Source organism: Novosphingobium sp. KN65.2 (assembly GCF_001368935.1).
GTDB classification, from domain to species: Bacteria; Pseudomonadota; Alphaproteobacteria; order Sphingomonadales; family Sphingomonadaceae; genus Novosphingobium; species Novosphingobium mathurense.
This window is the reverse complement of the sequence record NZ_CCBH010000165.1, coordinates 1-24,151: the sequence shown is the minus strand read 5'-3', so window position 1 is coordinate 24,151 and position 24,151 is coordinate 1. Positions and strand designations below refer to the sequence as shown.

At 64.8% G+C, this 24,151-nt stretch carries 23 protein-coding genes; 8 read left to right on the top strand and 15 right to left on the bottom strand.

Features of this window, described 5'->3' with window-relative positions; all coding sequences use genetic code 11:
- The first annotated feature begins 62 nt into the window (after window positions 1–62).
- Window positions 63–1,649: a Do family serine endopeptidase gene (locus SPHV1_RS15075; RefSeq protein ID WP_231634691.1), complete on the top strand. Its 1,587-nt coding sequence runs from the start codon at window positions 63–65 to the stop codon at window positions 1,647–1,649.
- Between the two features lie 171 nt (window positions 1,650–1,820).
- Here the strand turns inward: SPHV1_RS15075 and SPHV1_RS15070 are convergent, their stop codons facing one another.
- The 5 genes from SPHV1_RS15070 to SPHV1_RS15050 all read right to left on the bottom strand — a co-directional run bounded on the left by SPHV1_RS15070 (window position 1,821) and on the right by SPHV1_RS15050 (window position 7,145).
- Window positions 1,821–4,031 (bottom strand): transglycosylase domain-containing protein, encoded by a 2,211-nt coding sequence (locus SPHV1_RS15070; protein WP_054946858.1) that lies wholly within the window; start codon window positions 4,029–4,031, stop codon window positions 1,821–1,823.
- A gap of 132 nt (window positions 4,032–4,163) precedes the next feature.
- A complete protein-coding gene (gene msrB, locus SPHV1_RS15065) occupies window positions 4,164–4,565 on the bottom strand; it encodes a peptide-methionine (R)-S-oxide reductase MsrB (RefSeq protein ID WP_054946857.1) in 402 nt (133 codons plus the stop codon).
- A 92-nt stretch (window positions 4,566–4,657) separates the two neighbouring features.
- A complete protein-coding gene (locus SPHV1_RS15060; protein WP_054946856.1) occupies window positions 4,658–5,104 on the bottom strand; it encodes an NfeD family protein in 447 nt (148 codons plus the stop codon).
- Window positions 5,104–6,042, bottom strand: coding sequence for an SPFH domain-containing protein (locus SPHV1_RS15055; protein WP_054946876.1), 939 nt, complete (start codon window positions 6,040–6,042; stop codon window positions 5,104–5,106). The genes SPHV1_RS15060 and SPHV1_RS15055 overlap by 1 nt, the downstream gene beginning before the upstream one ends.
- A gap of 230 nt (window positions 6,043–6,272) precedes the next feature.
- Window positions 6,273–7,145, bottom strand: coding sequence for a dienelactone hydrolase family protein (locus SPHV1_RS15050; protein ID WP_054946855.1), 873 nt, complete (start codon window positions 7,143–7,145; stop codon window positions 6,273–6,275).
- A 95-nt stretch (window positions 7,146–7,240) separates the two neighbouring features.
- Between SPHV1_RS15050 and SPHV1_RS15045 the strand changes: the two genes are divergently transcribed.
- The gene (locus SPHV1_RS15045) at window positions 7,241–7,705 is read left to right on the top strand and encodes a protein tyrosine phosphatase family protein (protein ID WP_054946854.1); all 465 of its coding nucleotides are present in this window, start codon (window positions 7,241–7,243) and stop codon (window positions 7,703–7,705) included.
- Window positions 7,706–7,708: 3 nt separating this feature from the next.
- Here SPHV1_RS15045 and SPHV1_RS15040 read toward each other — a convergent pair whose 3' ends face one another.
- The 4 genes from SPHV1_RS15040 to SPHV1_RS15025 form a co-directional block, all read right to left on the bottom strand.
- Window positions 7,709–8,779, bottom strand: coding sequence for a GGDEF domain-containing protein (locus tag SPHV1_RS15040; protein ID WP_054946853.1), 1,071 nt, complete (start codon window positions 8,777–8,779; stop codon window positions 7,709–7,711).
- A gap of 202 nt (window positions 8,780–8,981) precedes the next feature.
- Window positions 8,982–9,383 (bottom strand): VOC family protein, encoded by a 402-nt coding sequence (locus SPHV1_RS15035; protein WP_054946852.1) that lies wholly within the window; start codon window positions 9,381–9,383, stop codon window positions 8,982–8,984.
- 68 nt (window positions 9,384–9,451) lie between these two features.
- Entirely contained in the window at window positions 9,452–10,306 is an 855-nt protein-coding gene (gene purU / locus SPHV1_RS15030; protein WP_054946851.1) for a formyltetrahydrofolate deformylase, read from the bottom strand.
- An 11-nt stretch (window positions 10,307–10,317) separates the two neighbouring features.
- Entirely contained in the window at window positions 10,318–11,343 is a 1,026-nt protein-coding gene (locus tag SPHV1_RS15025) for a nitronate monooxygenase family protein (protein WP_054946850.1), read from the bottom strand.
- A 198-nt stretch (window positions 11,344–11,541) separates the two neighbouring features.
- On the opposite strand from SPHV1_RS15025, the gene SPHV1_RS15020 reads away from it, so the two are divergent.
- Window positions 11,542–12,840, top strand: coding sequence for an acetyl-CoA hydrolase/transferase family protein (locus SPHV1_RS15020; RefSeq protein ID WP_054946849.1), 1,299 nt, complete (start codon window positions 11,542–11,544; stop codon window positions 12,838–12,840).
- 121 nt (window positions 12,841–12,961) lie between these two features.
- On the opposite strand, the gene SPHV1_RS15015 is transcribed toward SPHV1_RS15020, so the two are convergent.
- Window positions 12,962–14,206 carry an aspartate kinase gene (locus tag SPHV1_RS15015; RefSeq protein ID WP_176168005.1) on the bottom strand — a complete coding sequence of 415 codons (1,245 nt, stop codon included), beginning with the start codon at window positions 14,204–14,206 and terminating at the stop codon, window positions 12,962–12,964.
- An 80-nt stretch (window positions 14,207–14,286) separates the two neighbouring features.
- On the opposite strand from SPHV1_RS15015, the gene ubiG reads away from it, so the two are divergent.
- Window positions 14,287–15,051 (top strand): bifunctional 2-polyprenyl-6-hydroxyphenol methylase/3-demethylubiquinol 3-O-methyltransferase UbiG, encoded by a 765-nt coding sequence (gene ubiG / locus SPHV1_RS15010; RefSeq protein ID WP_054946847.1) that lies wholly within the window; start codon window positions 14,287–14,289, stop codon window positions 15,049–15,051.
- 26 nt (window positions 15,052–15,077) lie between these two features.
- Window positions 15,078–16,295 (top strand): hypothetical protein, encoded by a 1,218-nt coding sequence (locus tag SPHV1_RS15005; RefSeq protein WP_054946846.1) that lies wholly within the window; start codon window positions 15,078–15,080, stop codon window positions 16,293–16,295.
- A gap of 13 nt (window positions 16,296–16,308) precedes the next feature.
- Here the strand turns inward: SPHV1_RS15005 and SPHV1_RS15000 are convergent, their stop codons facing one another.
- Together SPHV1_RS15000 and SPHV1_RS14995 are read right to left on the bottom strand one after the other, a co-directional pair.
- Window positions 16,309–16,656: an arsenate reductase gene (locus SPHV1_RS15000; RefSeq protein WP_054946845.1), complete on the bottom strand. Its 348-nt coding sequence runs from the start codon at window positions 16,654–16,656 to the stop codon at window positions 16,309–16,311.
- 2 nt (window positions 16,657–16,658) lie between these two features.
- A complete protein-coding gene (locus SPHV1_RS14995; RefSeq protein WP_054946844.1) occupies window positions 16,659–16,964 on the bottom strand; it encodes an antibiotic biosynthesis monooxygenase in 306 nt (101 codons plus the stop codon).
- Window positions 16,965–17,089: 125 nt separating this feature from the next.
- On the opposite strand from SPHV1_RS14995, the gene aroC reads away from it, so the two are divergent.
- Window positions 17,090–18,172 carry a chorismate synthase gene (gene aroC / locus SPHV1_RS14990; RefSeq protein WP_054946843.1) on the top strand — a complete coding sequence of 361 codons (1,083 nt, stop codon included), beginning with the start codon at window positions 17,090–17,092 and terminating at the stop codon, window positions 18,170–18,172.
- A gap of 39 nt (window positions 18,173–18,211) precedes the next feature.
- Here the strand turns inward: aroC and SPHV1_RS14985 are convergent, their stop codons facing one another.
- The gene (locus tag SPHV1_RS14985; protein WP_231634688.1) at window positions 18,212–19,192 is read right to left on the bottom strand and encodes a sulfotransferase; all 981 of its coding nucleotides are present in this window, start codon (window positions 19,190–19,192) and stop codon (window positions 18,212–18,214) included.
- Window positions 19,193–19,509: 317 nt separating this feature from the next.
- Between SPHV1_RS14985 and ahpC the strand changes: the two genes are divergently transcribed.
- Both ahpC and ahpF read left to right on the top strand, forming a co-directional pair.
- The gene (ahpC, locus tag SPHV1_RS14980) at window positions 19,510–20,076 is read left to right on the top strand and encodes an alkyl hydroperoxide reductase subunit C (RefSeq protein WP_054946842.1); all 567 of its coding nucleotides are present in this window, start codon (window positions 19,510–19,512) and stop codon (window positions 20,074–20,076) included.
- A gap of 137 nt (window positions 20,077–20,213) precedes the next feature.
- The gene (gene ahpF / locus SPHV1_RS14975; RefSeq protein ID WP_054946841.1) at window positions 20,214–21,812 is read left to right on the top strand and encodes an alkyl hydroperoxide reductase subunit F; all 1,599 of its coding nucleotides are present in this window, start codon (window positions 20,214–20,216) and stop codon (window positions 21,810–21,812) included.
- Between the two features lie 451 nt (window positions 21,813–22,263).
- Here the strand turns inward: ahpF and SPHV1_RS14970 are convergent, their stop codons facing one another.
- Complete coding sequence (locus tag SPHV1_RS14970; protein WP_054946840.1) at window positions 22,264–22,842, bottom strand: Smr/MutS family protein; 579 nt, start codon at window positions 22,840–22,842, stop codon at window positions 22,264–22,266.
- Window positions 22,839–24,104: a murein transglycosylase A gene (locus SPHV1_RS14965; RefSeq protein WP_054946839.1), complete on the bottom strand. Its 1,266-nt coding sequence runs from the start codon at window positions 24,102–24,104 to the stop codon at window positions 22,839–22,841. Before SPHV1_RS14965 ends, SPHV1_RS14970 begins: the two co-directional genes overlap by 4 nt.
- Between the last annotated feature and the right edge of the window lie 47 nt (window positions 24,105–24,151).

The window sequence follows — 24,151 nt, the reverse complement described above, 5'->3', positions numbered from 1 at the left end:
AAATCAGGCGCCATTCAAGGTCGGTTAAGCTCATGGAGCGTCAATCGGCAGGGGGTCGATGGATGGTGTCGAACACCGTCGAAATGGAGGAATCAAAGGACGTGAAGCCCGTGCGATATGCTTATGGATTGACCACAGCCCTCCTGCTTGGAGGCGCCACCCTGTCGCTCGCAACCGGCTATCCGGCAGGAGCTCAGGTCGCCCAGAACGAAGCCGGCCAGATGGCCCATGTAGTGCCGCGTGCCGGCGCTCCGGCCAGTTTCGCCGACCTGACCGAACAGCTTGCGCCGGCGGTGGTCAACATCTCGACCCGGCAGCGAATCCAGGTCCAGCAGAGCAACAATCCGTTTGCCGGAACGCCTTTCGAAGGACTGTTCGGCGGTGGCGGCGGCGGCGCCAGCCCGCAAACGCGCGAGGCGCAGTCGCTCGGCTCCGGTTTCATCATCAGCGCCGATGGCTACATCGTCACCAACAATCACGTCATCACCGCCGAAGGGCGCGGCGAGGTGGAATCGATTACGGTGACCACGCCGAGTGGCGAGGAATACCCCGCCAAGCTGATCGGCAAGGACGCGGCCTCGGACCTCGCCGTGCTGAAGGTCGAACGCTCGAAGCCCTTCCCCTTCGTGAAGTTCGGCGATTCCTCGCATGCGCGCGTGGGTGACTGGATCATCGCCATCGGCAACCCGTTCGGCCTGGGCGGCACGGTGACTTCGGGCATCATCTCGGCGGTCTACCGCAACACCGGCGGCGGCGGCGCCTACGACCGCTACCTGCAGACCGACGCGGCGATCAACCGCGGCAACTCGGGCGGCCCGATGTTCGACATGAACGGCCAGGTCATCGGCATCAACAACGCGATCTTCTCGCCCACCGGCGGCAGCGTCGGCATCGGCTTCGCCATCCCGGCGGAAACCGCAGCGCCGATCGTACAGAAGCTGATCAAGGGCGAAGCGATCGAGCGCGGCTATCTGGGTGTACGCATCCAGCCGCTTAACGACGATCTTGCCGACTCACTGGGCCTCGATCGCAACAAGGGCGAGTTCATCCAGTCCGTCGAACCGGGCGGCGCGGCTGACAAGGCCGGGATCAAGGCCGGCGACGTCGTCGTCAGGGTCGGTGGCAAGGAAGTCACCAAGGAGCAGACGCTTTCCTACCTCGTCGCGAACACCGAACCGGGCAGCCGCGTGCCCGTCGACGTGATCCGCAACGGTCGCAAGATGACTCTCAACGCTACGGTCGCCAAGCGCCCGAGCGACGACGAGCTTCAGCAGAGCTTCAACTCTGACGACGACCAGCAGAACGCCGATCCCTTCAACAACCCGCCCAAGCAGCAGGAGCAGGGCTATATCGAAAAGTCGATCGGCCTCTCGGTCACCCCGCTCACGCCGCAGATCGCGCGCCAGCTCGGTGCGTCGGACAGCGTCAAGGGCCTCGTCATCGTCGCCGTGGACCCCAACTCGGACGCCGGTCAGAAGGGCTTTTCCCGCGGCTTCATCCTGCTCCAGGCCAATGGTCAGGACGTGAACACGCAGGCCGACCTCGAAAACGCCATCCGCGCCGCCAAGGCGGACGGCCGTTCGGCCATCCTGCTGCGCGTCCAGCCGCGCGGCCAACCTTCCGCCTTCGTGCCCGTCCGCATCCGCTGACGGGCTCTAGCGCCCCGACCGCAGGGTCGGGGCAGCGGACATACAGGAACACCCGCCGGAGCGATCCGGCGGGTGTTCCTGTATGGGCCGATGGTTCGCGTGTGCCGCGAGGTCCAACCCGACCTCGGCAAGCGGCAGGCAGGATCGAAGACGATCCTGCCTGGCAGGGCCTCAGTAATTGGGCACAGGCACCGGCGTGCGCGTTGCGCCGGGTGCCGGAATGCGGGTCGCGCCCGGCGCTGGCGGGGTGACGATCTTGGGCGCAAGGCCCTGTCCGGGCCTGAGACCCGGATCATTGGCCGGGGCACGGCCGGTCGCACGGTCGAGGAAATCGTCATTGGCGGCAGGCGGATTGCCATAGTCGGGAACCATTGCCGGGCCGGGCCCCGGTCCGGGGCCGACCGTGCCGTCCTCATAGATCGGCGCGTCATCTCCGGAGCCGCTCCCCGGGTGCACCAGGTTGCCGTTCTCGTCGACATAGTAATAGTCGTCCGGGTTACCCTGGAGATACTCGTCGTCCGGCTCGAGCTGCCACTCGGGAAGCTGCAGTTCGGTATCGAAGTTTTCGACCGGTCGCTTGGCGACGGCAACCTTCATGAAGTCGGCAAACGCCCGCGCCGGGGCGTGGCCGCCGGACAGACCCGGCACCGCCTTGGCATCATCGCGGCCCATCCACACGCCGGTGGTCACGCCGCTCGAAAAGCCGAGAAACCAGCCGTCCTTGTTCGAACTCGTCGTGCCGGTCTTGCCGGCCACGGGTCGGCCGATCTGCGCCGCCCGTCCGGTGCCGGTCGCAACCGCAGACTGCAGCAGGTCGGTGATCCCGGCCGCGACGTAATGCGGCACCAGCACCTGACCGCGCACTGACTTGTGCTGGTAGAGCACTTCGCCATCGGTCTTCGTGACCTTGGTGATACCGTAAGGCTCCACCGAAGTGCCACCGGCGCTGACCGCGGCGAAGGCGCGGGTCATGTCGATCAGCCGCACTTCCGAAGTGCCCAGAACCATGGCCGGCTGGGTGTTGATCGGCGTGGTGATGCCGAAGCGGCGGGCCATGCTGGCCACCGTTCCGAAGCCCACCTCATTGCCGAGTTGCGCGGCGATGGTGTTCTTCGAATAGGCGAAGGCGGACCGGATATCGATCTGCCCGGCATACTTGCGCCCGGCATTGTGGGGGCTCCAACCGTCGATCGTCACCGGTTCGTCGACCACCGGATCGCTTGGCGTATAACCGGCTTCAAGCGCGGCCAGGTACACGAACAGCTTCCAGGCCGACCCCGGCTGGCGCTGCGCATTGGTTGCGCGGTTGTAGTTCGAATTGACGTAGTCGGTGCCACCGACCAGCGCGAGCACCGCGCCGTCGTTGTCCAGGCTGACGAGCGCGCCCTGTGCGCCTTTTGGCGCATTGGCGATGATCGCTGCGGTCGCAGCCTCCTGCATCCGGGGGTCGAGCGTGGTCCACACCTCGATCGGCTCGTTGGTCTCGGGCAACAGCATGTCGAGCTGCGGCAGCGCCCAGTCGGTGAAGTAGCGAACCGAGTTCTGCCCCTTCTCCTTGGCGAGCTTGACCTTGGTGAGGTCGGTATTGTCGGCCTCGCTCTGGGTAATGACGCCGTTGTCGGCCATCGTACCCAGTACGACCTTGCCGCGCGTGATCGAAGCCTGCACGTCGGCAGTCGGCGAATAGTTCGAGGGGGCCTTCACCAGACCGGCAATGATCGCCGCCTCTCCGGTCGAAAGCTCGGTCGCGGGATGGCCGAAGAACTTGCGGCTCGCCGCGTCGATGCCATAGGCGCCGCCGCCGAAATAGACCTTGTTCAGGTAAAGCTCGAGGATCTGGTCCTTGCTGAACTTGCGCTCCAACGCCAACGCCAGCACCATTTCACGCGCCTTGCGCCCGAAAGTGCGGGCGTTGTTCAGGAAGATATTTCGCGCCAGCTGCTGGGTGATCGTCGAGGCACCCTGCTTCCAGCGTCCGGCTTCGTAGCGGACCATGACCGAGCGCACGATGCCGATCGGATCGACGCCGTAGTGATCGCGGAAGCGGCGATCCTCGACCGAGATCATCGCATCCTTCATGATGTGCGGAATCTGGTCGTAGCCCAGCCACTTGCCATAGCTCGGCCCGAGCGAGACAAGTTCGCTGCCGTCGCGCGCGCGCACGACGATCATCTGCCCGTTCTGGCTGCTCTTGAGCGCATTGAAATCGGGCAGTTCGCGCATGGTGAACGTCACGGCCGCAGCAAGGAAAAGACCGCCCAGCAATGCCAGGGCAAGCCCCCAGATCATCAGTGAGCGGATTGCGCGGAACCAGAGCGGTTTCCTGGTCGGCTTGGAGGAAGGGCCGCCCGATGTGCGGCGCCGGCCGGTATTCTTGGCCATCTTCTAGATGCAAACCCCTTTGACGGACATTCTGGTCCGAACGCGTCGTACACCTTGTACGCCGGATTTGTAACCCGACCTTAACAACGAGATGTGCATTAAGAGGCGCCTTACCGGGCGGCGCGTTCCGGCTCAGTCTTCCTTGGGCTGGAAGTCGAGCGAGGCACTGTTGATGCAGTAGCGCAGGCCGTCGGGCCCGGGACCGTCCGGGAACACATGGCCCAGATGCCCGGCGCAGCGGGCGCAGGTCACTTCGGTGCGCACCATGCCATGCGACACGTCGCGATGTTCGTCGACAGCATCACCGGTCACGGGCGCCGTATAGCTCGGCCAGCCAGAGCCGGAATTGTACTTGGTATCGGAGGAAAACAGCGGCGCCCCGCATCCGGCACAGGTGTACATGCCTGCCTGCTTGTTGCTCTCGTACTTGCCGGTGAAAGCCCGTTCGGTGCCGGCCTGCCGCAGGACGTGATACTGCTCGGGCGTCAGCCGTTCACGCCATTCTTCTTCGGTGAGGTTGAGCTTGTCGGTCATGTCTGCACTTCTCCTTGGGCGCAGATATGGGGCGGTGAAGCGCCGGTTTCCAGTGCGCACGCCGCCGCTTTCCCGCCGAACCGGCTCCCTGCTCAGCCGATCGGCTCGACGACCAGCACCACCCCGTCATGCCCGACAACCTTGAGGCGCGTGCCGACGATGGCATCGGCGCCCTTGGCGAGCCACTCGCTGTCGCCCAGCCGCACGCGGCCCGAACCGCCCTCGATCGCCTGCGTCACCACCACGGTTTCGCCCACCACGCGCTCGCCGCGCTGGTTCATCTTGGGATCGGCGGCCACCACCGGATGATCCCTGAGCACGCGCTTGCCGGTGAACACGGCGATGATCGACAGGAGCGCGAAGATCACGATCTGCAGCGGCAGGCCGATCGGCACGATCCACGCGACCAGTCCCGTGATCAGCGCCGCCCCGGCCATCCAGATGAGGAACACCCCCGGGATCGCCATTTCGGCGATCGCCAGCACGAGGCCGATGGCCAGCCAGGTGTAATGCACCTCCAGGTTCATCAGGTCGTCCATCAGCGGTCACCGCCGGCAGAAGGCGGCACGCTCGGCGCTGCACGGCGCGGCTGGGCCGGAGGCGCCGGGGGCGAAGACGGCGGATTGCTGTTCAGCGCTTCCTTGGCCAATTCGCCGATACCGCCCAGCGTGCCGATGAGCTGGGTCGCCTCGACCGGGAACAGGATCGTCTTGGCATTGGGCGAAGTCGCGAACTTGGACACCGCCTCGGTGTACTTCTGGGCGATGAAGTAGTTGATCGCCTGCGAACCCGATTCCGCAATCGCCTGGCTGACCATGTGCGTCGCGCGCGCTTCGGCCTCGGCTTCGCGTTCGCGCGCCTCGGCGTCCCGGAAGGCCGCTTCGCGCCGTCCTTCGGCAGAGAGGATCTGCGACTGCTTTTCGCCTTCGGCACGCAGGATCGCCGATGCCCGGCTCGCCTCGGCCTCGAGAATCTCGGCGCGCTTCTCGCGCTCCGCCTTCATCTGGCGGGCCATGGCATTGGAAATGTCGAGCGGGGGACGGATGTCCTTGATCTCGACACGGGTGATCTTCACGCCCCAGGGCGATGTCGCATGGTCTACCACCGACAGCAGGCGGGCATTGATCTCGTCCCGCTTGGACAGCGTCTCGTCGAGGTCCATCGATCCCATGACCGTGCGCAGATTGGTGGTCGTCAGCGCCATGATCGAGCTATAGAGGTTGTGCACCTCGTAAGCCGCCTTGCCGGCATCGAGCACCTGGAAGAACACCACCGCGTCGACACCGACCATTGCGTTGTCCTTGGTGATGATCTCCTGCCCCGGGATGTCCAGGACCTGCTCCATCATGTTCACCTTCTGGCCGACGCGGTCGACGAAAGGAATGATGACATGGAGCCCGGGTTGCGCCGCAAGCGTGAACTTGCCGAGCCGTTCGACCGTGTAAACGTAGCCCTGACGCACGACGCGTACGCCCATCATCAGGAAGACGACCACGACGACAATCAAGGCAATAAGAAATTCAGTCACGGCGCAATCCCCTCATTACATGCCGATAAACCACGATCCTAGCGGCAGGGCCGTAACGGACAAGTAAAACCGGAAGACTGTTAGATGCGATCGGGGCGACTGGCCGCCTCGACATTCACTCGCGCCGAGCCTGTCGAAGCCGCGCAGGCGCGCCGACACATGTTCGACAGGCAACCGGATCAGAGCTTGGCGAACAGGGCCAGCATCCGGTTCCATGCCCTGTCGGCCTCGGTCGGATCCCATGACGGCGAGTCCGGCACGCACCAGCCGTGATCGGCCTGGTAGACCTCGATCTCGGCAGGGCGGCCCGCGGCGTCTGCGGCCTTGCGCAGCTCGACCTTGACCTGCGGATCGGGCGCGTCGTCGTTGCGGGCGATGGCGAAGAGATAGGATGCCTTGGTCTTCGCAAGCAGGCGGTGCGGGCTGTCCGGCTCTTCGGTCACTAGTCCCCCGCCGTGCAGCGAGGCCGCAGCCCCCACGCGATCGGGCACGGCCGCCGCGGTGCGCACGGTGAACGGCCCCCCCATGCAATAACCGTTGCTGCCGATCCTGCGGCCCTTGTCCACTTCCTGCTGGCCATCGAGGAACGCAACATAGGCCTTGGCATCGCTGGTGATCGCCGCGGGGGTGAGCTGTTCGCGCAAGGGCTCGATCTTGGCCTGCCCTTCGGGCGTGCGCCACTCGGCAAAGTTCTCCAGCAGTGGCGCCGGGCCGCCCCGGTAGTACTGGTTCACCACCAGGACCGCATAGCCTTCGGCCGCCAGGGTGCGGGCCATGATCTTCTTCGCTTCGCGCAGGCCCGCGATGTCGGGCCACATGACGATGCCGGGATGGGCACCTTCGGACGGGTGGACGAAGAAGGCATCGGCAACGCCATCGGGCGTGGTGATCGAAACCATGCGCTCGGCAACCTGGCTGCCGCCACCGGCCTCGACCGACTTCGAACAGCTCGCCAGGGCAATCGTCGCTCCCATGGCCGCAAACTGGCGACGGCTCAGACCGCGCCGGGCCAGATTGGCGTCTTCGCTCGCTTGGGTGAATTCATCGCACATCGAACCACGTCTCCCGGATTGTCGAGATTTGCCGAGAGGTTACCAAGCCGCTAGCGAGATTGCGAGCGAATGGTTTCTTCTGGAGTTATGGCCCCATGCCGAACGATCCCGACGACATCCCCTGCTGGCAGCGCATCGATGCGCGCCTGACGACATCCGGCAAGCTGTCGCCCGCCGACCCCGAGCGGCTGCGGGCTCTGGGCGTGCGGCATGTCATCAACCTCGCGCTAACGGATTCGCCCGGTGCGCTGGCGAACGAGGCGGCGCTGCTGGCCGAGGCGGGAATCGCCTACAGCCACATCCCGGTCCCGTTCGACGCCCCAGACGAGGCGCATTTCGCGGCCTTCAGCGAGACCATGGCAGCGGCGGCCGAGGTGCCGGTCCACGTCCACTGCATCCTCAACTGGCGCGTATCGGCCTTCGTCTATCGCTGGAACCGGCAGGTCCGCTGCATGCCCGAAGACGAAGCGCGAGACCTGCTGCAGGTACAGTGGGACCCGGCGCAAAGCGACCACAAGGACGCCCCCGCCTGGGCCCGCTTCATTGGCGATCCACGCTGAATATCAGGCCGCGACGATCTGGTTGCGGCCCTGTTCCTTGGCGGAATAGAGGGCGACGTCCGCCGCCTTGAGCGCATCGCGCGTAGTCGGATAGGCGAAAACGTCGGCGACGCCACCGGAGAAGGTGATCGTGCCGATCGGCTCATCGGTGCGCCGGTTCACGAACTTGCGACGGGCGAAGACCTCGCGCACCGTATCCAGCTTTTCCTTGGCTGCCGTCTTGCCCAGACCGCGAAACAGCATGACGAATTCCTCACCGCCGTGGCGCGCGACATGGCAGTTGTCGTCAGTGATCTTGGCAAGCGTGGTCGCGACGGCCTGCAGCACACGGTCGCCGGCATCGTGCCCATGGGTGTCATTGATCTTCTTGAAGTGATCGATGTCGCAGAAGGCCACGCTGAGCGCATCGAGTTCCTGCTGCGCCTCGCGATAGTGGCGTTCGAGCAGACCTTCGAAGGCGCGCCGGTTGGGCAAGCCCGTCAGGTGATCGTGCTCGGCATCGCGCCGCGCCTTGGCCAGGCTCACGCGCAGTGAATCCGCCTCGCTCTCGCTGCGGCGCATTTCCTGTTCAAGGTGGCGCGTGCGTTCGATCATCGCCATCGCAACGGCCGTCAGGTTGCGGATTTCCTCGCGCTCGTCAGCGGAATCGACCTTGTCGACCTGCGCTTGCATCTCGGTGTTGTATTGCGCGGCGGTATCGCGTGCACTGCGGCTGGTCTGGGCGAAGCTTTCGAGGGTTCGCTCCAGCTTGTCCGAGATGCGATTTATGGCCTCGTCGCCATTCTTGCGCTGCTCGTCGAGCCAGGCCTGATTGATCGGCAGCCCGTTCGCGCGACGTTCGGCTACCCGGTTGGCAAGGCCGATGTCGTTGCCCGAGCAAAGGCCGAGTGCTGCCGAAAGATTGACCTCGGAAATTTCCAGATCGTTGCCGATCAGGAACTCGCCGATGTCCTCCATCAACTGCTTGCGGACAAGATCACGCGCGGAAATGGCGCCCTCGCCTGCCTGAGACTGTTCGACGGAGTGATCGGCCGGCGAAGCTGATTCTGAGCGCCCGCCCGACAGAAACCGCATGATACTCAACGAATTGCCCCCCAACTTGCCATCAACCCCGAATTACCGTGCACCATCTATCTCGAACAGACCGTTCACTTGGGCGCTCTAAGTAACAGCCCCTATATCTAGAAAGAATGAATGAAAAATTGCAATCGATTGCCATCAACCATCTCATGAGACTATTTGGCAAGCCGGTGCCCGCTGCGTCCGCTGATCCGTCTCAGGTGTCGGCGAAATTCAACTCGAGGTTGACCGCGTTGGGGTCACGCAGGTTGATCTGCATGATATTGATATGGGACAGGTCGTTGACGCGATAGGTGCAGCCCAGTTCGTCCAGCCGCGCGCACATCGCTGCGAAGCCTGCACAGCGCAGGGCGACGTGATGCAGCGCGTTGGTCAGCTCGCCCGGCCGATAGGCGTCGTAGCGCCCCGAGACGGTCCCGCGGTCGATGAGGTGCACGATCGGGGCACCGGTCACGTCCCGCATCCAGTACCCGGCAACGCCGCTGGCGATCGCCGGGTTTTCGCTGCGCGTCAACCCCAGGACGGTCTCGTAGAACGACGCCGTCTTTTCCAGATCGTCGGTAAGGATGTTGACGTGGTCGATGCCACTGACTGTCATGACGTTGCTCCGCTGGATTTCCAGCCGAGCATGGCCTTGTGGACCGTCCCGGACAAGGGCCGCGTCGCTCAGCTGCGGAAAACCACCGTACGGCTGCCGTTGAGCAGGACCCTGTCCTCCAGGTGCAGGCGCACCGCCTCGGCCAGCACGCGCCGCTCGATATCACGGCCCTTGCGTACCATGTCCTCAGGCGTGTCGGCGTGAGTCACCGCTTCGACGTCCTGGTGGATGATCGGCCCTTCGTCGAGGTCGGCGGTCACGTAGTGCGCGGTCGCACCGATCATCTTCACCCCGCGCGCATGCGCCTGGTGATAGGGCTTGGCCCCCTTGAAGCCGGGCAGGAACGAATGGTGGATGTTGATGCAGCGGCCCGAAAGGAACGAGGCCATTTCGTCCGAGAGGATCTGCATGTAGCGCGCCAGAACCACGAGCTCGGCGCGGCTTTCCTGCACCAGAGCGCGAACCTGCGCTTCCTGTTCGGCCTTGGTTTCCTTCGTCACCGGCAAGTGGTGGAAAGGAATGTCTCCGATCATCTGGGCATTGATCGCATCGCGCGGATGATTGCTGACAATGCCGACCACCTGCATCGCGATTTCGCCGATCTGCTGGCGATAGAGCAGGTCGACAAGACAGTGGTCGAACTTGCTGACCATGAGCAGCACACGGCGTGGCCGGTCGCGGCGCACCATCGACCAGGCCATGCCGTATTCGTGCGCAATGGCACCGAACCCCTCGCGGATCTCCTCGCGATCGGCCGAACCCGGATCGAAGGCGACGCGCATGAAGAACTTGTCTTCATCCAGGTCGTTGAACTGCTGCGCCTCGATGATGTTGCCGCCCATCTGCGCGAGATAGCCGGTAACGCGGGCGACGATGCCCGGACGGTCGTTGCAGGACAGTGCAAGGATCAGGGGCTGGGCCACGCGTGCGAACCTCAGGCTGCCGCGGCGCCGCGATTGGAAAGCGCCGCTTCGCTCTCGGTCAACAGCTCGGCGATGATGTCGGCGACCGGCTCTTCCCTGGTGACCATGCCCACTGACTGCCCGGCCATGACCGAACCGCTCTCGACGTCGCCGTCGATCACGGCGCGGCGCAGGGCGCCTGCCCAGAAGTGCTCGATCTCGAGCTGGGCCGCACCCATGTCGACGACGCCCTCGTCGAGCAGGCGAGCCACTTCGAGCTGCTTGGCCGTGAACTCCTCGGTGCCCTTGTTGCGCAGCGCGCGCACCGGGATCACCGGCAGGCGCGGGTCGACTTGCACGGAGGCGATGGCATCGCGTGCCGAGGCGCGGAAGAACGCCTTCTTGAAATCGGCATGGGCGATGGATTCGCTGGCACAGGCGAAGCGGGTGCCCAACTGCACGCCGGCAGCGCCCATCTCGAGGTAGCCGGCGATCAGCTCGCCGCGACCGATGCCACCGGCGACGAACACGAGGTTGTCGGCAGCAAGATTGGGCAGGATTTCCTGCGCCAGAACCGAAGTGGAGACCGGGCCGATGTGGCCGCCCGCCTCCATGCCCTCGATCACCAGCGCGTCGGCACCCGAACGCAGCAGCTTCTTGCCCAGCGCCAGCGTCGGCGCGAAGCAGATGACCTTGGCGCCGCCCGCCTTGATTGCCTCGACGCTGCCCTTGGGCGGAATGCCACCGGCAAGCACCACGTGGCCCACGCCATGCTTCTTGCAGACTTCGATCAGGTCGAAGAGCTGGGGGTGCATGGTAATCAGGTTGACGCCGAAGGGCTTGGCGGTCAGCGCCTTCGTCCCCGCGATCTCGGCATCGAGCAGATCGGGCGTCATCGCGCCACAGGCGATCACGCCGAAACCACCGGCATTGCTGATCGCCGAAACCAGGTTGCGTTCCGACACCCAGGACATCGCGCCGCACAGGATCGCGTGCTCGGTGCCGAGGAATTCACATCCCCGCGCCATCAGCGCAGAGGTCTTGGAGTAGGCGGCCATCGATGCTCCCGTAACCCGCTTTGAACCGGGCATGGGCCATAGGCGGACGTGCCGCGGCGCACAAGCGGCGAGAACACCTCGCCTTCGGCTATTTCGCGTGTTCAGCCGCTGCGGAAGGTTCGATGCGGTCCGTCGCCGAGGCATCGTGCGGGGCCGCCGACTTGATCTTGTCGCATGGCAATGCGAGCCTTGCACGCAATGGACGTCCAGGAACTCTACCGCTCGAAGCTGATGTCCGCGCGGGACGCGGCGCGGCTTCTCGTTGCCGACAGCGACGTCGCCATGGGCATGGCCGTTGCCGAGCCACCGGCACTGCTTGCCGAAATCGCCCGGCGCATCGAGGCACGTGACCTTTCCGCCCTGCGCCTGTGGTACTTCCACTCGATGACCCACGCGGCCGGAAGCGTGCTGCGGCGCGACCTGCTCGACCGGGTACGTCCGCACTGCATGTTCCTGTCCAGCGTCGAGCGCAGCCTGATGAAGAACGATCCGGCGCGTTGCGACGATCTGATCGAATTCGTGCCCACCGCCTTCAGCGCCTCGCCGCAGCTATTGCGTGAGGACGTATCGCTCGACGCCTGCGTCACGATGGTCTCCCCCATGGGCAAACATGGCTATTTCACCTTCGGCACGGCGAACGACTACACCTCGGTTGCGGCACGCGCGGCAAAGAAGCTGATCGTCGAGGTCAATCCGCTGATGCCGCGCGTCTTCGGCGAATCGCCGCTGCACGTCTCGGAGATCGACGCGATCGTCGAGAACCGGTCACCGCTGATTGCCGTAGGCGATCGCACCGCCGCTCCAGAGGACGAGGCCATCGCGCAGATCGTCGCCGGGATGATCGACGACGGGGCCTGCCTGCAAATGGGCATCGGCAATCTGCCCGCCGCCGTCTGCAGCCGCCTGAATAGTCGCAGGGATCTGGGCATCCATACCGAACTTCTCACGCCCGCGCTCGCCGGGCTGATGCAGTGCGGGGCTGTGAACAATCGCCGCAAGGCCACCTTCCCGGGCCGCAGCATCTTCACTTTCGCGATGGGCGATACCCCGTTCTACGAATGGCTCGACGACAATCAGGCGATCTATTCGCTACCGGTCGACCTCGTGAACGACCCGCGCCACATCGCCAAGAACGACAATGTCGTCTCGGTCAACGCGACGCTCCAGGTCGACCTGTCGGGCGCGTGCAATTCCGAGCACATGATGGGGCACCAGTACTCGGGCTCGGGCGGACAGCTCGATTTCGTGCGCGGCGCCAATGCTTCGAAGGGCGGCATCTCGATCATCGCCTGCCGATCCACCGCCAAGGGTGGAACCGTCAGCCGCATCGTCCCGCGCCTCGAAGGCCCGGTGACGACGCCGCGCAACGACGTCCACTGGATCGTCACCGAATTCGGCGCGGCCAACTTGCGCGGCAAATCGCTGAGAGAGCGGGCCGAGGCGATGATCGCCCTCGCCCATCCGCACTTTCGGGACAAGCTGGCCAAGGCTATCTGAAACCCAACCCTGGCTTGGGCCGAGCCACTCACCGCACGGCCCGATGACCAACGCGATTATGCGATAGCGTTATGCCGCCACGGGGTCCGCGCAAAAGCGCGAAGCCCGGTCTGGCGGGAAATCAGGCTGCGGCGTCGAGCCCGTAGGCGGTGTGCAGCACGCGCACGGCCAGTTCGGTTTCGTCCGAGTCGATCAGCACCGAGACCTTGATCTCGCTGGTCGAGATCGCCTGGATGTTGATGCCGCGATCGGCCAGCGTCTTGAACATCGTCGAGGCAACGCCGGCGTGGCTGCGCATGCCGACGCCAACGACGCTGATCTTGGCGACCTTGTCGTCGGCGATCAGGCGGAAGAAGCCGATCGTGTCCTTGCGCTCTTCAAGCATCGCCTGCGCGCGGGCGAGGTCCGCCTGCGGCACGGTGAAGGTCACGTCGGTCTCGCCCTTGTCCTTGGGGACGTTCTGGATGATCATGTCGACGTTGATGTTCGCTTCGGCAAGCGGCGCGAAGATCGCGGCAACCGAGCCCGGGTGGTCGGGCACGCGGGTCAGGGTGATCTTCGCTTCATTCTTGTCGGCGGCGATGCCGGTGATCAGCTGGCGTTCCATGTCGCTTCCTTCCAATTCCTCATCGCTGACGATCATCGTTCCGGGCAGGTCGTCGGCCGGCGGGGCATTCTCGTCGATGAACGAAGAGAGCACCTGGACGCGTACGTTCTCCTTCATAGCAAGGGAGACCGAACGGGTCTGCAGGACCTTCGAGCCGACCGAAGCCAGTTCGAGCATTTCCTCGTAAGTGACGAGAGGCAGCTTGCGCGCCTTGGCGACGATGCGCGGGTCGGTGGTATAGACGCCGTCGACGTCGGTATAGATATCGCAACGGTCGGCCTTGACCGCAGCAGCCACGGCAACGGCCGAAGTGTCGGAACCGCCACGGCCCAGCGTGGTCACGCGGCCATCGGGCGAAACGCCCTGAAATCCCGGGAAGACGGCGATCTCGCCGCCCGCCATAGAGGCCAGCACGGCCTCGGAATCCATCTCCTCGATGCGCGCCTTGGCGTGGGCATCGTCCGTCCGGATCGGCAGCTGCCAGCCCAGCCACGACCGGGCCTTGCAGCCCATCGACTGCAGCGTCAGCGCCAGGAGACCGGCAGTGACCTGCTCGCCGCTGGCGACGACGACGTCATATTCGGCCGGATCGTAAAGGGCATTGGCCTCGCGGCAGAAGTTCACGAGGCGGTCGGTCTCGCCGGCCATCGCGGAAACCACCACGGCAACCTCGTGCCCGGCTTCCTGCTGGCGTTTGACGATGCCCGCCACGCGACGAATGCGCTCGGTCCCGGCCATAGAAGTGCCGCCGAATTTCATCACGATACGTGCCAAGGTGCCGGTGCTCCCGTCAAATTGCGCGAGTAGATAAGAGTTCGGCGCGCTGTTAGGGATGGTCCATGAACAATGCAACTGCCACGAGCACTGACGTGAACAAGCCTTCCGCAAGTGCGACGATCCGCCCTGAAGAAGCCGCACATTTCGGGGCTTTGGCTGCCGAGTGGTGGGACCCGAAAGGCTCCTCCGCGATGCTGCACAAGCTCAATCCGGTGCGACTTTCGTTCATCCGCGAGGCGATCGACCTGCATTTCGGCAGTGATTCGCACGAACTGCGCCCCCTGTCCGGCAAGCGCGTGCTCGATGCCGGGTGCGGCGCGGGGCTGCTGTGCGAACCGCTCGCGCGGCTGGGCGGACAGGTCACCGGCGTCGATGCCGCGGCCGAGAACGTCGCGACCGCCAGCGCCCATGCCACAGCCATGGGCCTGGCCATCGACTATCGCCACGGCGAACTCGGCGCGCTGGGCCTGAAGGACCATGACCTCGTCTGCTCGCTGGAAGTGATCGAACACGTGGCAGACAAGGCGCAGTTCATGGGCGAACTGGCTGGAGCACTGGCAGCGGACGGGTTGATGATCCTCTCGTGCCCCAACCGCACCCCCGCCTCGCACCTGTTGCTGGTCGAGGCCGCAGAGCGCCTCGGCAAGGTCCCGCGCGGCACGCATGACTGGAACCAGTTCGTCACGCCCGAAGAACTGCGCGAACTGCTCACCGGAGCCGGTCTCGCAATGGGCGAGCCCAAGGGGATTTCATGGTCGCCGGTGAGCGGCCTGCACCTCTCTTCGGACATGTCCCTCAACTACATCGTCACCGCGCGCGCGGCCTGACCCTTCCGGTCGGGAACGCAGCACCGATGACCGCCGACATGATCGACATCGCCATGGCCGTGGCCGGCATCGCCGTGGCTGCGCTGCTGTTCTTTCCTCCCCTGGCGAAAGCCAAGCTGTGGCGCGCCACGGTGACGCCGCTCGCTTCGATCATCGGCAGCGGCTTTCTCATCCTTGGCCCGATCCTGACCGATACCTTCGGCACCTGGGGCATCGTCGCCATGGGGATGCTGTGCCTTGCCGGTTACGCCTTCGGTTCGGCGATCCGCTACAACATCGCCCGTCTGGACCAGCCGGACCGCGACACCGATTTCGCCAATCGCGTGGAAGGGATCGCCAGCTGGGCACTGGCCTTCGCCTACGTCATTTCGGTCGCCTATTACCTCAACCTTTTCGGCGCCTTTGCCGCGCGCATCTTCGGCGCGCCTTCGGACCTGCTGGGACGCGCCATCACCACCGGCGTCTATCTGGTGATCCTGGCTGCAGGGCTGACCAAGGGCTTCTCGCTGCTTGAGCGGATGGAGCAGTTCACGGTATCGATCAAGCTGGTGGTCATCGCCGCGCTGATCGCCGCTTTGGGCGTCCATGCCGGGGTCGAATGGAACGGCCACCATCTCGAAACCAGCGGCATGAAGTTGGGCTTCATCGGCTCCGTCCAGCTGATGTTCGGCCTGATCGTGACCGTGCAGGGCTTCGAAACGTCGCGCTATCTCGGCTCGCACTACTCGCCCGACGAACGGCAGCGGTCCATGCGCCTTTCGCAGTGGATCGCGACCGGCATCTATCTCGCCTATGTCGCGCTGCTGGCGGTCAGCTTCGAAAGCGGTTCGTTCACGCTGGAGGAGACCGCGATCATCGACATGATGCGCGGCGTTTCCGTCGTTCTGGGCCCGCTGCTGATCCTGGCCGCGCTCAGCGCGCAGTTCAGCGCGGCGGTGGCGGACACCAATGGTTCGGGCGGGCTCGTGCGGGAACTGACGCAAGGCAAGGTCGGCGGCAAGACGACTTACCTGATTCTCGTCGGCGTCGGCCTCGCCATGACCTGGCTCGCCAACGTCTTCGAGATCATCGCCTACGCCTCGCGGGCCTTTGCCTTCTACTATGCGGCGCAATCGCTGCTGGCCGTCCTGCGTGCCTGGTATGGCGGCGCGCAAGACGGACGCAATCGGCGGGTTGCGACTTACTCCGCCCTCGCCGTTCTCGGGGCCGCAGCGGCTGTCTTCGGCACGTCAGCCGAAGGCTGAGCCGAGGGGCGCTTCAGCCCAGCGCGCTTTCCCATTCCGGCTGCTTGAAGCCGACGAGGATGCCGCCGGGATGTTCCACCAGGGGGCGCTTGATGCAGCTCGGATTGGCTTCCATGATCCGCACCGCCTTGGCCGCGTCGAGATCGGCCTTGTCCTCTTCAGGCAGCTTGCGGAAGGTCGTGCCTGCGCGGTTCAGGACGCTTTCCCAACCGGCTGCGGCAACCCACTTCTCCAGCTTGGCCGCATCCGCGCCTTCCTTCTTGTAGTCATGGAAGGTGTAGTCGAGCCCCCGCCCCTCCAACCACTTGCGCGCTTTCTTGACGGTGTCGCAGTTGGGAATGCCGTAGAATTCGAGGCTCAATGTCAGCTCCTTTCAAAGCGGTGGATGCGCGGCGAATCGCACGCGAAGAGAGTATAGTCCTGATAGTAGTCGGCGCGGCCGCGGCCCTGCACGGTTGCGTGCTCGGCCTGGCGCCCCCACGCCTGGGCGCTGGCTTCGTCCTCCCATTCGGACAGCGCGATGACTTCGCCGTCTTCGCTTGCATAGCTCTTGAACGAGATGAAACCGGGCTGGCTGCGGGCCAGCGCCTCCATCGCGTCGGCATCACGGGAATAGGCTTGCGCATCGATGTCGGCGCGCTTGCTGTTGCGGAAGACGACGAGGAACATCCAAGCCCCCTATCCCACTCGCCAAGTTCGCGAAAGCGGCGATGACGCAGCCCAGGTACAGGCTCAGGCCGACGGACCCCGCGAAACGCTGGACAAACCGCCCTTGTCGGGACAAAGCGCAAGCCATGAGCGTCAACACCTTCGGCCATATCCTGCGTTTCACCACCTGGGGCGAAAGCCACGGTCCCGCGATCGGCGCGGTCGTCGACGGGTGCCCTCCGGGCCTCGAGATCGACGAAGCGCTCATCCAGCCGTTTCTCGATGCGCGCCGTCCCGGCCAGTCGAAGTTCACGACCCAGCGCCAGGAACCCGATCAGGTCCGCATCCTGTCCGGAGTCTTCGAGGCGCCCGACGGCGTGCGCCGCACCACCGGCACGCCGATCAGCCTGATGATCGAGAACGTCGACCAGCGCTCGAAGGATTACTCCGACGTCGCCAAGGCCTATCGGCCCGGCCATGCCGACTATGCCTACGACGCCAAGTACGGCTTTCGTGACTATCGCGGCGGCGGCCGCAGTTCCGCGCGCGAAACCGCCAGCCGCGTCGCGGCCGGCGCGGTAGCGCGCCTCGTCATCGATGACGTCTCGATCCTCGGTTACGTCTCGGAGATCGGTGGCGACACCATCGACATGGCGAACTTCGATCCCGCCGAGATCGGCCGCAATCCCTTCTTCTGCCCCGATGCCAAGGCCGCTGCACGCTGGGAGAAGATCGTCGACGATGCGCGCAAGTCCGGTTCCTCGGTCGGCGCCGTCGTCGAGTGCGTGGCGACGAACGTGCCCGCAGGCTGGGGGGCGCCTCTCTACGGCAAGCTCGATGCCGACCTCGCCGCCGCGATGATGGGCATCAATGCCGTCAAGGGCGTTGAAATCGGCGACGGCTTTGCGGCCGCACGCCTGACCGGCGAACAGAACGCCGATCCGATGCGGCCCGGCGAACATGGGCCCGACTTCCTTGCCAACCACGCCGGCGGCATCGCCGGAGGCATCTCGACCGGCCAGCCGGTGACCGTGCGCGTCGCCTTCAAGCCCACCAGCTCGATCCTCACCCCGCAGCCGACGGTCACGCGCGAAGGCGAAGCGACCGAACTGTTCACCAAGGGCCGCCACGACCCCTGCGTGGGCATTCGCGGCGTACCGGTGGTAGAAGCGATGATGGCGCTGGTGCTGGCGGACCACAAGCTCCTGCATCGCGGCCAGTGCGGTTGAACGCGATCGGCCGGGTGAGGCGTGAAAGTGCTGCGCGGCCTAGATCACCCGGTTCCTGACCAGCGTCTTTTCGATCGTCGTGCGCTCGACCGCAGGCATGCGGATACCCTGGCTGGCTTCGAAGGCGGGCGGAACCCGGCTCATCGTGGATCGCCACTGAAGCTCCAGCCCGCGATCCGATGCGAACTGCTCGAACTGCGCCAGCACATCCCGCGGCTCGGCACAGAAGTCCACGTAGTCGATTTCGTGGAAGCGGTTATCGGGCAGGCTTTCCTGCGCTTCGCGCATGGCAATTTCGGTCATGGCGACCTGTTCGGCGACATACTCCACCGGGGGTAGATCGCCGAGTTCCTCAAGCCCCCGCGGAATGACGGAATAATGCCCGCGCGCGTTTCCGCAGCGCTCCCGGCGCGCCTTGAGCAGCGATTGCGCCACTTCCATCAGGTCGCGCCGAACGACGACGAAGAGCGCGTCGGGGAAGATCGCGGCCAACGCGGAGATCCGCAGGCTGTTGCAGGGAACCTTGGACAGGAATGGCGCATCGAACTGTTCGGTCAGGCTGGCCACCGAGTTCACCAACCAGCGCTCGCGATGGGGATCCACTTCCTCCGGTTCCACCGCCTCGTGCGTTTCGCTGGGGAAGGCGTGCTGCCAGAAAGCGATGCCCTCGCTGGGCCCGGACGGCCCCGGCGTCCTGCCGACATAGCTGCTGAACTCCGGCGGCACTCGCCAGGTATGCGTGCGCAAGAGCCTGGAAACACGTGCATTGCTCCGGGGGAAGCGCTCGGTGATGTTGTTGATGTAGGCGAAGCGCCAGACCGTCGTCATCGCCTGATAGACGACCGTGGTCCCGGACCGGGGCAAGCCGACGATGAAGATCGGGGGCAGCTTGGGCCCGGTCGCACGGACAGGCACGAATGGAGCAAGGGATGCATCCAGCAGCTTGAGAGCCGAACCGGCAACGCCGCGCGCAACGCGCTCCATTCTGGCGTGCATGTTCAGTTCTTCGTTCCCACTCACACCGCGACTCCGAAACCGCTTTTTTAATCTATAGTTACAGGGAACAGGACCGGAGCCGGGGGAGTCAATTACCCGTTCGGGATAGCGGACCGCAGCACCCCGGCCACCCAAGGTAACCCTTCCGGCATGGTCCGGGTCGGCACTTTCTGCGACCTGCGGAACCCGCAGCAACGCTTTATCGATGAAATCGGTCAATCCGGCTTCGAGTAATCGAGCAATCCGATCAAGCCAATCGAATCATCGCGCTACAAATCGTCATGCGTTGCGCCTATCTCCCTCTCGTCCATTCAACACCCAATCTAGAGGGAAACACGACCATGGGTATCATCGGCAGCACCATCAAGCCGTTCAAGAACACCGCTTTCCAGGCGGGCAAGGACTTCTTCGACGTCACCGAAGCCGACATCGCGGGCAAGTGGGCCGTGTTCTTCTTTTATCCGGCCGACTTCACCTTCGTCTGCCCGACCGAACTGGAAGACCTCGCCGACCAGTACGAAGCACTGAAGGGCATGGGCGTCGAAGTGTTCGGCGTTTCGACCGACACGCACTTCAGCCACAAGGCCTGGCACGACACTTCGGAAAAGATCGGCAAGTGCGGCTACGCTTTCCTCGGTGACCAGAACCACGCCCTGACCAACAACTTCGGCGTTCTGCGCGAAGATTCGGGCCTTGCCGACCGCGCCACCTTCGTGGTCGACCCGGACGGCGTGATCCAGATCATGGAAATCACCTGCGAAGGCGTTGGCCGCAACGCTTCGGAACTCGTGCGCAAGATCAAGGCCGCCCAGTACGTGCGCGCCCACCCCGGCCAGGTCTGCCCGGCCAAGTGGGAAGAAGGCAGCGAGACCCTCGCTCCCTCGCTCGACCTCGTCGGCAAGCTCTGATTTCCTCCGGGTCGTACCGGAGAACGGCGGCCTGAGGGCCGCCTGAAGGACGCGGCTCGGGGCGGATCCCTCCCCCCGAAAGCCCCGGGCCGCGGACCTTCGCAACCTCTCCCAACATTCTCACAGGACCCAACACGATGCTTGATGAAAACCTGAAGCAGCAGCTCTCGCAATATCTCGGCATGCTGCGCGAACCGATCGAACTCGTCGCCTCGCTCGGCGATGATGCCAAGTCGGCCGAAACCCGCGACCTGCTGACCCAGATCGCCGCGCTTTCCGACAAGGTTACCGCCCGTTTCGACGGCGACGACGCGCGCAAGCCCAGCTTCATCATCCGTCGTGCCTCGAACACCGAAGTATGGGTCCGTTTCGCCGGCGTGCCGCTCGGTCATGAATTCACGTCGCTGGTGCTCGCGCTGCTGTGGACCGGCGGCCACCCGCCCAAGGTATCGGACGAGGTCCTCGACCAGATCCGCCAGCTGGAAGGCAACTTCGATTTCGAGATGTACTTCTCGCTCTCGTGCCACAACTGCCCGGACGTCGTTCAGGCGCTGACCCTGATGGCCCTTTACAACCCGCGCATCAACGCCACCCTGATCGAGGGCGGCGCGTTCAAGGACGAAGTCGAAGGCCGCGGCGTCCTCGCCGTGCCCGCCGTCTTCCTGAACGGCGAGATGTGGGGCTCGGGCAAGATGAGCATCGAGGAAATCCTCGGCAAGCTCGACAAGGGTGCGAACGCCAAGGCTGCAGCCAAGCTCGCCGACAAGAAGCCCTTCGAAGTTCTCGTCATCGGCGGCGGTCCCGCCGGCGCCTCGGCCGCGATCTACACCGCGCGCAAGGGCTTCAGCACCGGCATCGCCGCAGAACGCATGGGCGGCCAGGTGATGGACACCATGGGCATCGAGAATTTCATCTCGGTTCCCTACACCGAGGGCCCGAAGCTTGCCGCCGCGCTGGAACAGCACGTGGGTGAGTACGACATCGACACGATGAACCTGCTGCGCGCCGAAAAGCTGATTCCGGCCACCGAGGCCGGCGGCTACCACGAAGTGCAGTTCTCGAACGGCGCCTCGCTCAGGGCCCGCTCGCTGATCCTCACCACCGGTGCGCGCTGGCGCAACCTGGGCGTGCCCGGCGAGGCGGAATACCGCACCAAGGGCGTGGCCTATTGCCCGCACTGCGACGGCCCCCTGTTCAAGGGCAAGCGCGTGGCGGTCATCGGCGGCGGCAACTCGGGCGTCGAGGCGGCGATCGACCTGGCCAACATCGTCGGCCATGTCACCCTGATCGAGTTCGACGCCAGGCTGCGTGCCGACCAGGTCCTGCAGGACAAGCTGCGGTCTATGAAGAACGTCGACATTATCGTCTCCGCCCAGACCACCGAAGTCACCGGCGACGGCGAGAAGGTCAACGGCCTGACCTACAAGAACCGCGAGAGCGGCGAGGAACACCACGTCGAACTCGAAGGTGTCTTCGTCCAGATCGGTCTCGTGCCCAATACCGAATGGCTCAAGGACTCGGGGCTGGAGATGACCCGCTTCGGCGAGATCGTGATCGACGGCAAGGCGGCGACCAACCTGCCCGGCGTCTTCGCCGCAGGCGACGCTACCACGGTACCCTACAAGCAGATCATCATCGCCATGGGCGAAGGATCGAAGGCGGCACTCTCCGCGTTCGACTACCTGATCCGCAACGAGGCGCCCGAAGAGATCGCGCAGGCCGCCCAGGCAGCCTGATCGCACGGCAGCGGTGCCCGGATCGTCCGGCGCACCGCACGGGAAAACCGGACGCGGGCGGGGATCGCAGGATCCCCGCCCGTTTTCGCATTTCGGTCAATGCCGAACGAAAGGCATCAAGCGCAGGGGAAATGAGCATAGGAACCGGCGAAAAAAATCGTGCTGAAATCGCGCATGCGAACGGCAAAATAATGCAAACCCTTGCGGTTGAAAATTTCGCAATCTTCGTATATACTTCGCCACATGACCAACAATATATCGGACTTTCACCGCTTTACGTATAGAGAAGACAAATTCCACGAACTTCGTGACTATTGCGAAGATCATGGCATCTGGATTTGCCAGTCTTTGAGAAGATCTGGACCCATGACTTTCGCGCTCGCAAGAACTGACACAGTCGCGTCGGATCTGCACAGTCGATTTGGGTGAATTTGACTGAGCCCTTTCGGGCTCAGCGCCTTCTTTTCAACACCACGTAGATAGCCCCCTGCCCGCCATGGCGGCGATGCGCGCCGCGAATGGCGACGATGTCGGAGGCATGTTCGCTGGCGGCCAACCAGTCATTGATCTTGGCCCTGATAGCCCCGCGCCGCTCACCGCGATCCATCGCGTCGACCGGCCGGGGTTTTCCCGTCACCACCAGAACCACGCGCGCGCCCATGGCCTTGGCCTGCCCCAGCCCATGCATGAGGCGATGATAGGCGCTGTCCAGCGTCGAGCCATGCAGGTCGAGACTGAAGTCCGGCACAAGCGTACCCTTGGCGATGCGTTTTTCCCATGACCCGTCGAGATGCAACTGCGTCTCGCCCTTCGGCCTGGCCGGTTGGGGTTTTGGCGGCAGCGGCGGCGGCACACGCCCCTTCACCTTCTTCGGCGTCGGTATCGGCGGAGACGAAATGCCGGAACGTTCCGCAGGCGCAGTCGGGACAACCGGGATCGGCTTGCGCTTCTCCAGCGGCGTGACCGTGCGCGCGACACGCGCCCACACTTCCGCCTCGTCGGGCGATAGCTTGCGGCTGGGGCGCCTCATTGCGCGCCGATGCGCTTGAGCGTTCCCTTGGGCAGGAAAATCAGCGCGCTACCCCGGCTGCTCATGCCACCGGCAGTCAGTCGGGCCTGCTCACCCGCACCCCAGAACGTATCGAATCGATTGGCGCCCTTGATTGCCCCGCCAGTGTCCTGTGCGATCCACAACCCACCTGCCTCGCGGCGATCGAGGTCCAGCCAGACCGGCGCCCCGAGCGGCACGAAACGCGGATCAGCCGCAAGCGAACTGAGCGGGCGCACCGGCACATTGAGAGCGCCGAGCGGACCCTCGCCCTTGAGTTCCCTGAAGAAGACCCACGAACGGTTCTCCCGCATCAGGGCCGCACCCTCGGCCGGGTAATCGCGGATGTACCGGATGATCCCCTGCATCGAGCCGGGATACTGACCCGGACCGGAACCGATCAGGCCGCGTTCGCGCATAAGCCCGCCGATGCCGGTGTAAGGCTGGCCGTTCTGCCCGGCATAGCCGATCCGGACAACCGAACCGTCGGGCGCACGCAAGCGCCCCGAACCCTGCACCTGCAGGAAGAACACTTCGACCGGGTCGGCCGCCCAGGCGATCTCCAGCCCGCGCCCCATAAGCGCGCCCTGCTCGATCTCCGCCCGGTCGTAATAAGGCACGAAGCGGCCGTCGCGATCGTAACGGCCCAGCGGCATGCGACCGCTCTCCAGCGGCTGCGCATCGCCCGGCCGCGCCCGTACGAGGTCGGGCGGCAGGCCGTAGATCGGTACGTCATAGCCCGGGCGGCGAATGCGCGAGCCTGCAATCTCCGGTTCGTAGTATCCGGTCGCGAAAGCAGATCCGTCGCCGACGCGCGCGGCTTCGAAGAACGTGGTGAAAAACTGCGGCGCGGTCGCAGGCGCCCAACTGGCCGCAGCGACACAGGCCTGGCGCCAGTCCTCCGGCCGGGTGAGCCCGCTGCCATCGGCGCGCGCCGTTACCCGCGGGCAGCTTTCACGGAACGAGGCCAGCGCGGAAACCGCGTCGGACTGCCCGAGTCGCAAAGCGGCGATGGCCGGCCCTTGCCGCACGCCGAGGGCGAGGGCCGATTCGGCGGTCGGTGGCGCAACCGGCGGCGTCACCGGTCCGCTCACGCTGCCGCCCGGGATCAGTCGCACGCACGAGGCCAGCAGAACGGCGAGCGAGAGAGCGGCGATCTTGCGCGCGGGAGCGCCGATGCTGCCCGATGCGCGCTTGTCCTCCGGTGCTTTACCTGCGGTATGAAATGCCTGCCGCAAGACCATGCTCCCCAGACGGAACGGGGCCGGGGAAACCGCCCCCCCCCCCCCCC

Excerpts from the sequence above, each read along its gene's own strand:
- SPHV1_RS15045 (WP_054946854.1), top strand. The coding sequence starts at position 7,241 with ATGCCGAACGATCCCGACGACATCCCCTGCTGGCAGCGCATCGATGCG.
- msrB (WP_054946857.1), bottom strand. The coding sequence starts at position 4,565 with ATGACCGACAAGCTCAACCTCACCGAAGAAGAATGGCGTGAACGGCTG.
- ahpF (WP_054946841.1), top strand. The coding sequence starts at position 20,214 with ATGCTTGATGAAAACCTGAAGCAGCAGCTCTCGCAATATCTCGGCATG.
- SPHV1_RS14995 (WP_054946844.1), bottom strand. The coding sequence starts at position 16,964 with ATGTTCCTCGTCGTCTTCCGCAACAGCAAGCGCGCCGACATCGATGCG.
- aroC (WP_054946843.1), top strand. The coding sequence starts at position 17,090 with ATGAGCGTCAACACCTTCGGCCATATCCTGCGTTTCACCACCTGGGGC.
- SPHV1_RS14970 (WP_054946840.1), bottom strand. The coding sequence starts at position 22,842 with ATGAGGCGCCCCAGCCGCAAGCTATCGCCCGACGAGGCGGAAGTGTGG.
- SPHV1_RS15060 (WP_054946856.1), bottom strand. The coding sequence starts at position 5,104 with ATGGACGACCTGATGAACCTGGAGGTGCATTACACCTGGCTGGCCATC.
- SPHV1_RS15040 (WP_054946853.1), bottom strand. The coding sequence starts at position 8,779 with ATGCGGTTTCTGTCGGGCGGGCGCTCAGAATCAGCTTCGCCGGCCGAT.
- ahpC (WP_054946842.1), top strand. The coding sequence starts at position 19,510 with ATGGGTATCATCGGCAGCACCATCAAGCCGTTCAAGAACACCGCTTTC.
- SPHV1_RS14965 (WP_054946839.1), bottom strand. The coding sequence starts at position 24,104 with ATGGTCTTGCGGCAGGCATTTCATACCGCAGGTAAAGCACCGGAGGAC.
- SPHV1_RS15035 (WP_054946852.1), bottom strand. The coding sequence starts at position 9,383 with ATGACAGTCAGTGGCATCGACCACGTCAACATCCTTACCGACGATCTG.
- SPHV1_RS15055 (WP_054946876.1), bottom strand. The coding sequence starts at position 6,042 with ATGGGCGTACGCGTCGTGCGTCAGGGCTACGTTTACACGGTCGAACGG.
- SPHV1_RS15005 (WP_054946846.1), top strand. The coding sequence starts at position 15,078 with ATGACCGCCGACATGATCGACATCGCCATGGCCGTGGCCGGCATCGCC.
- ubiG (WP_054946847.1), top strand. The coding sequence starts at position 14,287 with ATGAACAATGCAACTGCCACGAGCACTGACGTGAACAAGCCTTCCGCA.
- SPHV1_RS15050 (WP_054946855.1), bottom strand. The coding sequence starts at position 7,145 with ATGTGCGATGAATTCACCCAAGCGAGCGAAGACGCCAATCTGGCCCGG.
- SPHV1_RS15070 (WP_054946858.1), bottom strand. The coding sequence starts at position 4,031 with ATGGCCAAGAATACCGGCCGGCGCCGCACATCGGGCGGCCCTTCCTCC.
- SPHV1_RS15015 (WP_176168005.1), bottom strand. The coding sequence starts at position 14,206 with ATGAAATTCGGCGGCACTTCTATGGCCGGGACCGAGCGCATTCGTCGC.
- SPHV1_RS15020 (WP_054946849.1), top strand. The coding sequence starts at position 11,542 with ATGGACGTCCAGGAACTCTACCGCTCGAAGCTGATGTCCGCGCGGGAC.
- SPHV1_RS15025 (WP_054946850.1), bottom strand. The coding sequence starts at position 11,343 with ATGGCCGCCTACTCCAAGACCTCTGCGCTGATGGCGCGGGGATGTGAA.
- SPHV1_RS15075 (WP_231634691.1), top strand. The coding sequence starts at position 63 with ATGGTGTCGAACACCGTCGAAATGGAGGAATCAAAGGACGTGAAGCCC.